Genomic DNA, 13,042 nt, shown 5'->3' with positions numbered 1-13,042 from the left:
CTCTGCGGCGGCTGGTGCCGGTGCCGGTGCCGGCTTCGCCGGTCCCGGAGTCGGGCCTGGAGCCGGAGCTGGGGCCGGGGTCGGGGCAGCCTTGGCGGGCGCTGGGGCCGCGGCCTGGGGCGCGGGCTTGCCGCCGCCGAAGGACTCGCGCAGCCGACGCGCTACGGGGGCTTCCACGGTTGAGGATGCCGACTTGACGAATTCGCCCTGTTCGCTCAGGCGGGCGAGAACTTCCTTACTTGTGACACCGAGTTCCTTGGCCAACTCGTGTACGCGGGCCTTTGCCACTACATCTCCTGTCTATGAGGCGACAGCGGTGGTGGGCCGCGCCTCGGGTTTAGCTATGACGCATGGTCATCGGGACTTCACGGTGTGCTCATGTTCTTCGCTACCTGTTCTGTTGACCGGGGCGGCGGATCGACCTTCGAGTCCTTCGAAGTACTCCTCCACCCCGGATACATCCGGGGAACTGCTGACCCGTAGCGCGCGTACGAATGCCCGTCGCCGGATCGCCGCGTGCAGGCACGCCAGCGCGGGATGCAGCCATGCACCCCGCCCCGGTCGGTTGCCCGCTTGGTCAACGATCACGGCTGCATGGCCACTCTCGGTTGACCCCACGACCACCCGAAGCAATTCGACGGTCAACGCACGTTTCCGGCATCCGACACACGTGCGCACCGGTCCCTGTGGGGAGCGGTGCGTCCGCGAGCCGGCTGTCGAAGTCTCGCGCTGGATCACGGCTCAGTCTACCCATACAACAGCCATGCCCCGAACCACCCGAATCCGAACAGCGCGTTACCGGATGATCGACGGCGGAGCCTTGATCAATGCTCGTGCGCCACGCCCCGGCCCGCCTCATGCTCGGCAGCGGGCTCGGAGGTGTCACTGCGGATGTCGATTCGCCAGCCCGTCAGCCGGGCCGCCAGGCGGGCGTTCTGGCCTTCCTTGCCGATGGCCAGGGAGAGCTGGAAGTCAGGAACCACCACCCGGGCAGCACGCGCCGCCTGATCGATCACCGTCACCGACATCACCTTGGCGGGTGACAACGCATTGCCGACAAACCGTGCCGGGTCCTCGTCAAAATCAATGATGTCGATCTTCTCGCCGGCCAGTTCGCTCATCACGTTGCGCACCCGCTGGCCCATCGGACCGATGCAGGCACCCTTGGCGTTCAGGCCGGGGACCTGCGAGGCCACCGCGATCTTGGAACGATGCCCGGCCTCGCGGGCAACAGCGACGATCTCCACCGAGCCGTCGGCGATCTCGGGGACCTCCAGGGCGAACAGTTTGCGCACCAGGTTCGGGTGCGTACGGGACAGCTCGATGCGCGGCTCGCGCGGGCCACGCGTCACGCCGATCACGTAGCACCGCAGCCGATCGCCGTGCTCGTAGGCCTCACCGGGGGCCTGCTCCGCGGGCCGGATGACACCATCGAAGCCCTTGGCCTCGGTGCCCAGACGCACCACGATGACCCCACGAGCGTTCTCTCGGGCGTCGCGCTGGACGACTCCGGCGACGATGTCGCCCTCCCGCGCGGAGAACTCTCCGTAGGCCTTTTCGTTCTCCGCGTCGCGCAGCCGCTGCAGGATCACCTGGCGGGCCGTGGTCGCGGCGATACGCCCGAAACCCTCTGGGGTGTCGTCATATTCGCTGATGACGTTGCCGTCGGCGTCGGTTTCGCGGGCCAGCACCCGCACCACACCGGTCTTGCGGTCGACGTCGATCACGGCATTGGAGGCATGGCCCTCGGTGTGGCGGTATGCGGTGAGCAACGCCGATTTGATCGTGTCCACCACCACGTCGACCGAGATGCCCTTGTCAGCCTCGATCGCGTGCAGCGCAGCCATATCGATGTTCATTGGCGCCAGTCCTCCTTGTCGCTACGCTCCGCACGGTCGTCGGCGCGGTTCATTCGCCCGCCTCCGTTCCCGCATCGCGGGCCGGTACGCCCGCCAACTCCAACTCTCGTTCGTTCGGCGGCGCGAACTCCACTTGAACCACCGCTCGGCTGATGTCACTCAGCGGTAGTCGACGCCGGTTCCAATCTCGCCCGGCGCGCACCACCAGTGTCAGCACATCGTCCTCGACGATTCCCACCCGACCGGTCACGCCCGACCCGTCGGACAGTGTCAGATCCACCTTCCGGCCATGCGCGCGTCGGAAATGCTTCGCGGTGGTCAGCGGCCTGCCGACCCCGGGCGAGCTGACCTCCAGCACGTACTGGCCGTCGAAGTCCAGCGCGTCGAGCAATTCCGACGCCGAACGCGACAAGGCCGCAGCGGTGTCCAAATCGAGTGGGGTGTCGCCATCGGCGATAACGGTGATGCGCGGCAACGGCTCGTGTTCGTCGACGACGACGTCTTCGATCTCGTATCCGGCGCGGGTGAACTCAGCGTCGAGCAGCTCGATCACCTGTGTCTGGGAAGGTAGCCCGGTGGCCACGGCGAGCTCCTCATCTTGAGTTGTCGTTCTCGGCGCGTTCCCACGCGCCAGGCGCGGCCGGGAACCAGTCACCAACGATACGCCGTGGAAAACACAGCCACAGCAAACCGGCGAAAGCGCCCGTCAGCGTACCGCGCCCCCTCCGCGGCCACGCCACGTCCCCGCGGCAGGGCCGCAATGGCAGGATGTCAGGGTGCCCGGCCCCCTGTCCGCCATCGACCGACGGCGCGTGCTGACCGGAGCCGGGATGCTGGCCCTGCTCGCCCTTGCCGCGCCGGCCTGCAGCTCGGCTCCCACAACGCCCGCCATAGACGACCTGGAGGCGCAACGACAGCTGGCGCTGGGCGACAGTGAGTTGGCTACGGCAGCATGCGCCGAGCTGAGCGACCCGGACGCCAAGGACCTGGCCGCGGCCCTGGAACAGGTGGCACAGGAGCGGAGCGACCACGCCCGCGCGTTGGCAGCCGAGATCGCCCGAGCCGCTGGAAGACCGCCCGCCGAAGACACCGAGACGTCCACGCCTGTCGCCGCGCCGGACACGCCTGCACCCACGGTCACGCAGGTGATCAACGCATTGCGGGCCGCCGCCGACAGCGCCGGAAAGCTGGCGGTCGCCTCATCGGGCTACCGGGCCGGGCTGCTTGCATCGATTGCGGCGTCCTGCACCGCCTCCTACGCCGTGGCCTTGGCGGCATCGTCATGACGTCCCCCGAGCCCCGGCCGGCCACCGGCCCCGACGCGGCCCTCACTGATGCACTGACCACCGAGTATGGGGTCGTCTATGGCTACGGGCTGGTGTCGGCGTACTCGTTGCCGGAGTACAACGCCCTGGTCGTCACCACCATTCGCCAGCACCGTGAACGCCGCGACCGCACCATCGCGATGCTTACCGGCCGCGCCGTCGCGGTCCCGCCCGCGGCAGCGGGCTATCAGCTGCCCATGTCGGTGACCACCTCCAACGATGCGCTGCGCCTCGCTGTCCGCATGGAGAACGACACAGCGGCGGCCTGGCGCGCGGTGGTGGAGCAGGCACGCGACGCGGACGATCGGGAATTCGCCGCCACCGCGCTGGGCCAGAGCGCTGTGCTTGCGGCGCACTGGAACCGCGCATTGGGGAACTGGCCGATCACCCAGGCTTTCCCCGGTGGAGCGGAATAACCCGAGGTGCCTTAGCGGCCCAGCGCCGCCAGGATCTGTCCGGCCAGCTCCGCGCCCACGGTCAGCTCGCGGGTCTGTCCCGAGAAGCGGTCCCGCAGCTCGACGACGCCGTCGGCCCAGCCGCGACCGAGAACGACGATCCACGGCACCCCGATCAGCTCGGAATCCTTGAACTTGACCCCCGGCGAGGCCTTCCGGTCATCGAAGAGCACCTCCAGACCGAGCCGGTCCAGCTCACCGGCCAGTTCGGTCGCCCCGGCGCGCGCCGCCTCGTCCTTGTTGGCAACCACCACATGCACATCGAACGGGGACACCTGCGCCGGCCAGCGCAGCCCCAATTCATCGTGTTGCTGCTCGGCGATGACAGCCACCAGCCGGGACACCCCGACACCGTAGGAGCCCATCGTGAGCCGCACCGGACGGCCGTCCTCGCCGAGCACGTCCGCGCTGAACGCATCGGTGTATTTGCGGCCCAGCTGGAAGATGTGGGCGATTTCGATGCCCCGCGCGCTGACCAGCGGGCCGGCGCCATCCGGAGACGGATCCCCGTCACGGACCTCGGCGGCCTCAATCACCCCGTCGGCGGTGAAGTCGCGCCCGGCGACCAACCCGACGACGTGCTTACCGGGCGCATCGGCACCGGTGATCCAGCTGGTGCCGTCGACCACACGAGGATCAACGAGGTAGCGGACACCGTTGTCCTGCAAGGCTTTAGGTCCGATATAACCCTTCACCAGGAATGGATGCGTGGCAAAGTCGCTGTCACCGAGCAGGGCGTACTCGGCGGGCTCCAGTGCCGCGCCCAGCCGCTTGTCATCGATCTCGCGGTCGCCCGGCACTCCGATGCCCAGCAGTTCCCAGTCCCCGTCGGGCTGGCGGACCTTGAGCAGGACGTTCTTGAGGGTGTCAGCGGCGGTGACGGGGCGGCCCAGTGCGCCGTTGGCCCAGTCCACCAGGGTGGCGATCGTCGGAGTATCACCGGTCTCGTGGATCTGCGGTTCGGCCAGGCCGTCGATGGGCTGCGGCTCGGGGCGGGCAGTGACCACGGCTTCGACGTTGGCCGCGTAGCCGGACTCCAGACAGCGCACGAAGGTGTCTTCACCGACGGCGCTCTCGGCAAGGAACTCCTCGGAGGCCGATCCCCCCATGGCTCCCGACACCGCCGAGACGATCACGTAACGCACGCCAAGGCGGTCGAAGATCTTCTGATAGGCCGTCCGGTGTGCGTCGTAGGCGGCGGACAGACCGGCGTCGTCGACGTCGAAGGAATAGGAGTCCTTCATCACGAACTCGCGGCCCCGCAGGATCCCCGCCCGGGGCCGTGCCTCATCGCGGTACTTGTTCTGGATCTGATAGAGCACCACCGGGAAGTCCTTGTAGGAGCTGTACTCCCCCTTGACCGTCAGCGTGAACAATTCCTCGTGGGTGGGGCCCAGCAGGTAGTCGTTGTCGCGGCGGTCTTTGAGGCGGAACAGCCCTTCGCCGTATTCGGTCCAGCGGTTGGTGGTCTCATACGGTGCGCGTGGCAGCAGCGCGGGAAACAGGATCTCCTGACCGCCGATGGCGTTCATCTCCTCACGCACCACCTGTTCGATGTTGCGCAGCACCCGCAGCCCGAGCGGCAGCCAGCTGTACAGCCCGGGTGCGATCGGCCGGATGTAGCCGGCCCGGATCAGCAGCTTGTGGCTGGGGACTTCAGCATCGGCGGGGTCGTCGCGCAGGGTACGCAGGAACAGTTCGGACATCCGGGTGATCACAGCGCGCCAGCCTATCTGCAGCAGAGGGCGGAAGCGGAATTGCCCGGTGCGCCTAAGGCTCCCCGGAGTTCGAACGAACTCAGAGGTTCCCGGCGCCGAACGCGTCCTGCACGTCCTGGGCGTGCGCAACCTGCTTGGCGGTGTAGCCGATCAGCAGCGAGATGGCACCCACCAGTACGGCTACCCCAGCCACCCAGAGCAGCCCGTAGGTATAGCCGGAATCCAGTGCGGCCACCTGCGCGGGGTTCATGGTCTTCACGGGCATGTTGGTGCCGCCAAGGAAAAGGGTCCGCGACGTGATGACCGCCTGGATGATGGCCAGCACGATCGGGCCGCCGAGGCTCTGCAGCATCAGGGCGATCGCCGAGGTCGGGCCGATCTGGTCGAAGCCCACACCGGCGATCGCCGACAGGGTCAACGGCACCACGATCACGCCGATCCCAAGGCCCCCGAGCACGATCAAGGTCACGAAGTTCGGGAAGTACGGGGTGTACCGGTCGACTGTCGAGCCGTAGATCATCGCTCCCAGCAGCACGACACCGCCGGCGATCACCAGCACCCGCGGCGGGATGAGGCGCACCAGCTGGGAGGAGACCCCCAGACCGACACCCAAGCCGATCACGAACGGAATGAATCCCACGCCGGCGCGCAGGGCCGAGTAGCCCATCAGATCCTGCACGTACAGCCCGATGGTCACGGTGAGGCTGAACAAGACACCACCGGCCAGGAAGATGGCGGCGAAGGTCGCCAGCCGGTTGCGGTCGCGGAACAGGCTGAACGGGACCACCGGATTGGCAGCCGTGCGCTCGACGAGCGCGAACGCCAGCAGGGCGGCCACGGCGACCACGCCGGAGCCGATGGTGATGGTCGAGACCCAACCCTTCTCCGGGCCGATCGTGAACGCGAACACCGCGGCGGTGCAGCCCAGGGTCGCCAGCAGCGCCCCCGCGGCATCCAGCTTCATCCGCTCCCGGTGGGTCTCGGTCAGCGCGGTACGCGCCAGGTAGATCATCAGCAGGCCGATCGGCACATTGACTGCGAATGCCAACCGCCACGACACCTCGGTCAGCGCACCGCCGACCACCAGGCCCATCACCGAACCGACCGCGGTCATCGCACCGAACACGGCAGTGGCGGCGTTGCGGGCCGGCCCCTTGGGGAAAGTCGTGGCGATCAGTGCGAGTGCGGTCGGTGAGGCGATGGCCGAGCCGACACCCTGCAACAGCCGCGCGATCACCAGGGTGGGCGCGTCCCAGGCCACCGCACACAGCACCGAGGCGATGGTGAACAGCGCGACACCGCTGATGAAGGTCCGTTTGCGGCCGATGGTGTCCCCGAGTCGGCCGCCCAGCAGCATCAGGCCACCGAACGTCAGCACGTAGGCGCTGATGACCCAGCCCCGGCCGGCATCGGAGAGGCCCAGATCGTCCTGGATCTTGGGCAGCGCGACGATGGCGACCGTGCTGTCCATGGTGGCAAGCAACTGCATCCCACCAATGGCGATCACGGCGTAGATGAAGCGACGAGACGGCAGCCAGGACGACATGTACTTACTGGTCCGACTCACGAGTTCGGAGCCGGCGCGGCTCGGTGGAACCGACCCGGCGACGTCTTGCGACCACTGCGTGGCCCCCCGCCCTGCATCATCGAGTGCAGTCATAACCGGCTACCCTACAGTAATATTAAGAGCTGTTTAAACCCCAAAGCCGGCGACGGCCCCGATTATCACTATCGCAGGTGGTCGGATGCCCTCCGCGCGAATTTTCTCCGGCGCGTCAGCCAAAGTCGCTCGCAGGGTGTGTTGGGCCGGCGTGGTGCCGTGCTGCACCACCAGAACCGGCGTATCCGCAGGTCGGCCACCCTTTTGCAGGACCGCACTGAACTGTTCGATACGTTCGACGGCCATCAGCAGCACGATGGTGCCGCCCATGGCAGCCAGGGCATCCCAATTCACTAACGATTCGGGATCGTTGGGCGCAAGATGGCCGCTGACCACCACGAACTCATGATTTACCGCCCGGTGGGTGACTGGCACACCGGCCAATGCGGGCACCGCTATGGCACTGGTCACACCCGGTACCACCGTCACCGGAATCCCGGCTTCGGCGCAGGCCTGTACCTCTTCGTATCCCCGTGCGAAAACGAACGGGTCGCCGCCCTTGAGACGCACCACGAACTTGCCGGCCGTGGCCCGGTCGATCATCAACGCGTTGATCGCGTCCTGCGCCATGGCCCGCCCATAGGGAATCTTGGCGGCGTCGATGACTTCGACATTCGGCGACAGCTCGGCGAGCAACTCGGGCGGGGCCAGCCGGTCGGCAACCACGACGTCCGCGTGCAAGAGCATGCGACGCCCGCGCACCGTGATCAATTCCGGATCACCGGGTCCGCCGCCCACCAGCGCCACCCCGCCGCGCACCACGTCGGGGGTCACGGCGATGTCCGAGGCGATGACGCCGGACTGCAGCGCCTCCCGGATAGCCGATCGGATCGCGGCCGACCGGTTGTGCTCGCCGCCGGCCAGGACACCCACCGACAGGCCGGAGTAGCTGAAGCTGGCCGGCGTGACCGCGGACCCCTCGACGGCCAGGTCGGCGCGGACACAGAAGATGCGGCGCCGATCGGCCTCGGCCACGATCGCGGCGTTGACCGCGGGGTCGTCGGTGGCTGCGATCGCGTACCAGGCGTCGGCCAGGTCCCCATCTTGGTAGGGCCTAGTGAGCAGGGTGATGCCGGGCTTGCGCTCACCCAATGCCTCGACCGCGGGTGTGGCGCTGGGGGCTATCACCAGTACCTCGGCGCCGCTGTCCACCAGCAGCGGCAGGCGGCGCTGTGCGACGCTTCCCGCGCCCACGACAACAACCTTGCGGCCGGCCAGCCGTACGCCGACCAGGTAGGGGTTCTCGGTCACCCGACAACTCTAGTGGCCCGTCAGTCGAGCTGAAGCTGTCGGCTGCCCCACTCCCACACCTGCGTGAACAACTCCGGCTCGTCGCTCAGGCGGACGCCCCACGAAGGCACCATCTGTGTGAGCGTCGACTGCCACGTGCCGAACCTCCCGGTGAAACAGCGCTCCAGCACGTCCAGCATCGCCGGCACCGCGGTCGACGCACCAGGCGAGGCGCCCAGCAGTCCGGCGATGCTGCCGTCGGCGCTGTGCACGATGGTGGTGCCGAAATCGAGCTGCCCGCCGCGAATCACCTGAACCCGCTGACCGGCCCGGATCTGCTGCCAGTCCGAATCCTCGGCCTCGGGCAGGAACTCCCGCAACGCCTGAATACGAGTGGCGTGGGTTCGTCGCAGTTGAGAGAGCAGGTAACCGACGAGTTGGCGTTCCCGGAGCCCCGCCCCCAGCGTGGAGCTCATGTTGTCGAGGCGGACCGATCTCGGCAGATCCGTGGCGCGGCCGTGTTTGAGGAACTTCGGCGACCAGGAGGCGAAGGGTCCGAACAACAGCCAAGACGCACCCTTGACCTGGCGAGCGTCCAAATGGGGCGCCGTGGTCGACGGGGCGCCCTGGGCCGGTAGGCCATACACCTTGGCCCGGTGGGCGGAGGTGAGTTCAGCGGCCCCGCAGCGCAGGAACACCCCGCCGATGGGGAAGCCTCCGATCCCGCGCACTTCGGGGATCCCGGAGCGCTGCAGCAACCCCAGAGACGCTCCGCCCGCCCCGATGAAGACGAATTTCGCGAGGATTCTTCGGGTCTCGCCGGTGCGGAGGTTGACCAGTCCCACCCGCCAGCGGCCATCGGACTCCCGCTCGAGGGAACGCACCTCATGACCGAAGCGCACCGCGGCGCCGCCGCGCACGCAATAGCCGATCAGCTGCTGCGTCAGCGCCCCGAAGTCGACGTCGGTGCCATGCGGTGCCCAGTCCAGGCCCACCGGAACCTCGGGGTCGCGACCCGCAGACATCGCCGGCAGACGAGCGGCAAAGTCACCGAAATCGGTGATCAACTCGGTTCCGGCGAACAGGGGGTTGCCTGCCAGGGCGCGATGGCGCCGCCGCAGGTAATCCACAGCGCCGGCGCCCTGCACAAAGCTCACGTGCGGGATCGGATGCAGAAAGCTGCGTGGGTGATCCACCAGGCCGCTCTCGACGGCATGCGCCCAGAACTGGCGGGTCACCTGGAACTGCTCATTGACGCGCACCGCTTTGGTGATGTCGATCGAACCATCGGGGCGCTCCGGTGTGTAGAACAACTCGCACAGTCCGGCGTGGCCGGTACCGGCGTTGTTCCAGGGGTCGCTGCTCTCCCCCGCGGCCGCGTCCAAGCGTTCGACGATCGTGATTGAGGCATCCGGCTCCAGCCGGCGCAGGATCGCTCCCAGGGTGGCGCTCATGATGCCCGCGCCGATAAGTGCTACGTCGGTCATCTCGGTACGGACCGATGGGGACACGCCATCAGATTAGCTTCTGCACCCCTTAGGCTGACGCAATGGAGAGCTACGACCTGGCGATCATCGGAACCGGTTCGGGCAACAGCATTCTCGACGAGCGTTACGCGGGCAAGCGGGTGGCGATCTGCGAGCAGGGCACCTTCGGCGGCACCTGCCTCAATGTGGGCTGCATCCCGACCAAGATGTTCGTCTACGCCGCCGAGGTGGCCAAGACGGTGACCGAAGCGGCACGCTACGGGGTCGACGCTCACATCGACGGCGTGCGCTGGGACGACATCGTGTCGCGGGTGTTCGGGCGGATCGACCCGATCGCCGCGGGAGGTGAACAGTACCGCCGGAGCCTGCCCGGCGTTGACGTCTACAACGAGCACACCCGGTTCGGCCCGGTCGGCTCCGACGGCCGCTATGTACTGGTGACTGCCGGCGGTGAGCGCTTCAGCGCCGAGCAGGTGGTGATCGCCGCCGGCTCCCGATCGGCGATTCCGCCCGCCATCGCCGGCAGCGGGGCGCGCTATTACACCAGCGACGACATCATGCGGATCGCCGAGCTGCCCGAACATCTGGTGATCGTCGGCGGCGGCTTCATCGCCGCCGAGTTCGCCCACGTGTTCTCGGCCCTGGGCGTCCGAGTCACCGTGGTGATCCGCGGCTCGACCCTGCTGCGGCACTGCGACGAAACGGTGGCCGAGCGGTTCACCCGGATCGCCGCCACGAAATGGACGGTGCACTCGCACCGCAACGTGACCCACGCCCGCAACGACGGCACCGGGGTGGTCATCGAGCTTGACGACGGCTCGGTCCTGCGGGCCGACGCGATGTTGGTAGCCACCGGACGGGTGCCCAACGGCGACCTGCTGGACGCCGAGCAGGCCGGAATTGCCGTGGCAGGCGGGCGGGTGAGCGTCGACAAATACCAACGCACCTGCGCGCGGGGAGTTTTCGCGCTCGGCGACGTGTCCTCACCGTACGAGCTCAAGCACGTCGCCAATCACGAAGCCCGGGTGGTCCAACACAACCTGCTGTGCGACTGGGACGACGTGGACTCGATGCGCATCACCGACCACCGCTATGTGCCGGCCGCCGTCTTCACCGATCCGCAGATCGCAGCGGTCGGATTGACCGAAACACAGGCATTGGCACAGGGTCTCGATATCTCGGTGAAGATCCAGGATTACGGCGACGTCGCCTACGGCTGGGCCATGGAGGACACCACCGGATTTGCCAAGCTGATCGCCGAACGCGGCACCGGACGGCTGCTCGGCGCGCACATCATGGGCTACCAGGCGTCGTCGATCATTCAACCGCTGATCCAGGCGATGAGTTTCGGTCTCACCGCGCAGGAGATGGCCCGCGGTCAATACTGGATCCACCCGGCACTGCCCGAGGTCGTTGAGAACGCACTACTTGGGCTCCAGTGAAAGGTCCGAAGATGAAGTCGACCCTGCTGTCCCGGCAAGACCTCGACTTCCTGCTGTTCGACTGGCTGCGCGTCGAGGAGCTGACCGCTCGGGAGCGATTCGCCGAACATTCCCGGGAGACCTTCTCCGACACGCTGGATCTGTGCGAGCAGCTGGCGACGCGCTATTTCGCCCCGCACAACAAGAAGAGCGACGCCCACGAGCCGACCTTCGACGGAACGAAAGTCACCGTCATCGCCGAGGTCAAGGAAGCACTGAAGGCCTGCGCCGAGGCAGAACTGATGGGCATGGCCATGGACTACAGCCTCGGCGGTGCGCAGTTACCGTCGACCGTGACCCAAGCCGGATTCATCTGGCTGATGGCCGGCAACGTCAGCACCGCGGGCTACCCGATGTTGACAATGGCGAACCTCAATCTGCTCGCAAAGTTCGGCACCGAAGAACAGATCACCGCCTTCGTCAAACCCATGATCGCGGGCCGCTTCACCGGGACGATGTGCCTGTCCGAGACCCAGGCCGGCTCGTCGCTGGCCGACATCACCACTCGAGCGGAGCCGCGCGCCGACGGCACCTTTCGGCTGTTCGGGTCCAAGATGTGGATCTCCGGTGGTGATCATGAACTGACCGACAACATCGTGCATCTGGTGCTGGCCAAGATCCCCGGCGGCCCGGCCGGCACCAAGGGGATCTCGCTGTTCATCGTGCCGAAGTATCTGGTCGATACGGGCGGGACGCTGGGTGAGCGCAATGACGTCGTCCTGGCCGGGCTCAACCACAAGATGGGCTATCGCGGCATCACCAACACCGTGCTCAACTTCGGGGAGGGCGGCCACCGGCCCGGCGGCGAACCCGGCGCGGTCGGCTACCTGGTCGGTACCGAGCATCGCGGCCTGACCTACATGTTCCACATGATGAACGAGGCCCGGCTGGGCGTGGGTATGGGTGCGATCGCACTGGGATACACCGGTTACCTGAAGTCGCTGGAGTACGCGCGCAGCCGGCCGCAGGGCCGACCCCTGGCGACCAAAGATCCTGCGGCTCCGCAGGTTGCGATCATCGAGCACGCGGACGTCAAGCGGATGTTGTTGGCGCAGAAGTCCTATGTCGAGGGGGCGCTCGCACTGGCGCTGTACTGCGCACGTCTCGTCGATATCGCGCACACCGCCGAATCCGACCAAGAACTCGGACATGCCACCGCATTGCTGGACATCCTCACCCCGATCGCCAAGAGCTGGCCGTCGCAGTGGTGCCTGGCCGCCAACGATCTGGCAATCCAGGTGCACGGCGGCTATGGATACACCCGCGAGTACGACGTGGAGCAGCACTACCGCGATAACCGGCTCAACCCGATCCATGAGGGCACTCACGGCATCCAGAGCCTGGACCTGTTGGGCCGCAAGGTGGTGCAACGCGATGGAGCCAGCCTGGCCGCGCTACACGGCGCCATGAGTGAGAGCATCGCGGCCGCGCACCAGGCCGGCGGCGAACTGGCTGATATGGCCGCGCGACTCAACGCAGTGGTCCAGCGGCTTGTATCGGTCACGGCAGGCATGTTCGAGGCCGGTGACCTCGATGCCGCGTTGGCCAACAGCGCGATCTACCTGGAAGCCTTCGGCCATGTGGTGATCGCCTGGATCTGGCTGGAGCAGTTGTTGGCAGCCCAGGGGCGCACTGGGGACTTCTTCGACGGCAAACGCCAGGCGGCACGCTACTTCTTCTTCTACGAGCTGCCCAAGACCGGACCGCAGCTCGATCTGCTGGAAAGCCTGGACCGCACGACCCTGGAGATGCAACCAGACTGGTTCTGATGCCACTGTATTCACTTGTGTCACTGTGGTTTTAGGTGTGGTTGAGTTTCCGTGACTT

At 66.9% G+C, this 13,042-nt stretch carries 12 protein-coding genes; 4 read left to right on the top strand and 8 right to left on the bottom strand.

Annotation, left to right across the window (positions count from 1 at the left end; translation table 11 throughout):
- The 4 genes from BST15_RS19775 to rimP all read right to left on the bottom strand — a co-directional run.
- The coding region (locus BST15_RS19775) for a translation initiation factor IF-2 N-terminal domain-containing protein (protein WP_207572062.1) at window positions 1–288 on the bottom strand (288 nt) is incomplete at its 3' end.
- Between the two features lie 66 nt (window positions 289–354).
- Complete coding sequence (locus BST15_RS19770) at window positions 355–618, bottom strand: YlxR family protein (RefSeq protein ID WP_234708235.1); 264 nt, start codon at window positions 616–618, stop codon at window positions 355–357.
- A gap of 206 nt (window positions 619–824) precedes the next feature.
- On the bottom strand, window positions 825–1,859 hold the full coding sequence (nusA, locus tag BST15_RS19765; RefSeq protein WP_046188497.1) for a transcription termination factor NusA: 1,035 nt from the start codon (window positions 1,857–1,859) through the stop codon (window positions 825–827).
- A gap of 49 nt (window positions 1,860–1,908) precedes the next feature.
- Window positions 1,909–2,442, bottom strand: coding sequence for a ribosome maturation factor RimP (rimP, locus tag BST15_RS19760; protein WP_046188498.1), 534 nt, complete (start codon window positions 2,440–2,442; stop codon window positions 1,909–1,911).
- Window positions 2,443–2,689: 247 nt separating this feature from the next.
- On the opposite strand from rimP, the gene BST15_RS19755 reads away from it, so the two are divergent.
- Both BST15_RS19755 and BST15_RS19750 read left to right on the top strand, forming a co-directional pair.
- Window positions 2,690–3,145 carry a hypothetical protein gene (locus BST15_RS19755; RefSeq protein ID WP_276037875.1) on the top strand — a complete coding sequence of 152 codons (456 nt, stop codon included), beginning with the start codon at window positions 2,690–2,692 and terminating at the stop codon, window positions 3,143–3,145.
- Window positions 3,142–3,600 (top strand): ferritin-like domain-containing protein, encoded by a 459-nt coding sequence (locus tag BST15_RS19750; RefSeq protein ID WP_046188500.1) that lies wholly within the window; start codon window positions 3,142–3,144, stop codon window positions 3,598–3,600. The genes BST15_RS19755 and BST15_RS19750 overlap by 4 nt, the downstream gene beginning before the upstream one ends.
- A gap of 11 nt (window positions 3,601–3,611) precedes the next feature.
- On the opposite strand, the gene BST15_RS19745 is transcribed toward BST15_RS19750, so the two are convergent.
- The 4 genes from BST15_RS19745 to mqo all read right to left on the bottom strand — a co-directional run bounded on the left by BST15_RS19745 (window position 3,612) and on the right by mqo (window position 9,734).
- Window positions 3,612–5,357, bottom strand: a complete 1,746-nt coding sequence (locus tag BST15_RS19745; RefSeq protein WP_046188501.1) for a proline--tRNA ligase — start codon at window positions 5,355–5,357, stop codon at window positions 3,612–3,614.
- Between the two features lie 79 nt (window positions 5,358–5,436).
- A complete protein-coding gene (locus BST15_RS19740; RefSeq protein ID WP_234708236.1) occupies window positions 5,437–6,903 on the bottom strand; it encodes an MFS transporter in 1,467 nt (488 codons plus the stop codon).
- 147 nt (window positions 6,904–7,050) lie between these two features.
- A complete protein-coding gene (gene cobA, locus BST15_RS19735; RefSeq protein ID WP_046188503.1) occupies window positions 7,051–8,268 on the bottom strand; it encodes a uroporphyrinogen-III C-methyltransferase in 1,218 nt (405 codons plus the stop codon).
- Window positions 8,269–8,288: 20 nt separating this feature from the next.
- Entirely contained in the window at window positions 8,289–9,734 is a 1,446-nt protein-coding gene (gene mqo / locus BST15_RS19730; RefSeq protein ID WP_046188504.1) for a malate dehydrogenase (quinone), read from the bottom strand.
- Between the two features lie 62 nt (window positions 9,735–9,796).
- Between mqo and mtr the strand changes: the two genes are divergently transcribed.
- Together mtr and BST15_RS19720 are read left to right on the top strand one after the other, a co-directional pair.
- Window positions 9,797–11,176, top strand: coding sequence for a mycothione reductase (gene mtr / locus BST15_RS19725; RefSeq protein ID WP_046188505.1), 1,380 nt, complete (start codon window positions 9,797–9,799; stop codon window positions 11,174–11,176).
- Between the two features lie 11 nt (window positions 11,177–11,187).
- Complete coding sequence (locus BST15_RS19720; protein WP_046188551.1) at window positions 11,188–12,984, top strand: acyl-CoA dehydrogenase; 1,797 nt, start codon at window positions 11,188–11,190, stop codon at window positions 12,982–12,984.
- The last annotated feature ends 58 nt before the right edge of the window (window positions 12,985–13,042 follow it).

It is taken from the genome of Mycolicibacter arupensis, from assembly GCF_002086515.1.
GTDB classification, from domain to species: Bacteria; Actinomycetota; Actinomycetes; order Mycobacteriales; family Mycobacteriaceae; genus Mycobacterium; species Mycobacterium arupense.
The sequence above is the reverse complement of the archived record's forward strand: the minus strand, read 5'-3'. Positions and strand labels throughout refer to the sequence as shown.

What these genes read in the sequence shown, in the direction of transcription:
- BST15_RS19755 (WP_276037875.1), top strand. Translation starts at nt 2,690, where the DNA reads ATGCTGGCCCTGCTCGCCCTTGCCGCGCCGGCCTGCAGCTCGGCTCCC.
- BST15_RS19720 (WP_046188551.1), top strand. Translation starts at nt 11,188, where the DNA reads ATGAAGTCGACCCTGCTGTCCCGGCAAGACCTCGACTTCCTGCTGTTC.
- nusA (WP_046188497.1), bottom strand. Translation starts at nt 1,859, where the DNA reads ATGAACATCGATATGGCTGCGCTGCACGCGATCGAGGCTGACAAGGGC.
- mtr (WP_046188505.1), top strand. Translation starts at nt 9,797, where the DNA reads ATGGAGAGCTACGACCTGGCGATCATCGGAACCGGTTCGGGCAACAGC.
- BST15_RS19750 (WP_046188500.1), top strand. Translation starts at nt 3,142, where the DNA reads ATGACGTCCCCCGAGCCCCGGCCGGCCACCGGCCCCGACGCGGCCCTC.
- mqo (WP_046188504.1), bottom strand. Translation starts at nt 9,734, where the DNA reads ATGACCGACGTAGCACTTATCGGCGCGGGCATCATGAGCGCCACCCTG.
- BST15_RS19740 (WP_234708236.1), bottom strand. Translation starts at nt 6,903, where the DNA reads ATGTCGTCCTGGCTGCCGTCTCGTCGCTTCATCTACGCCGTGATCGCC.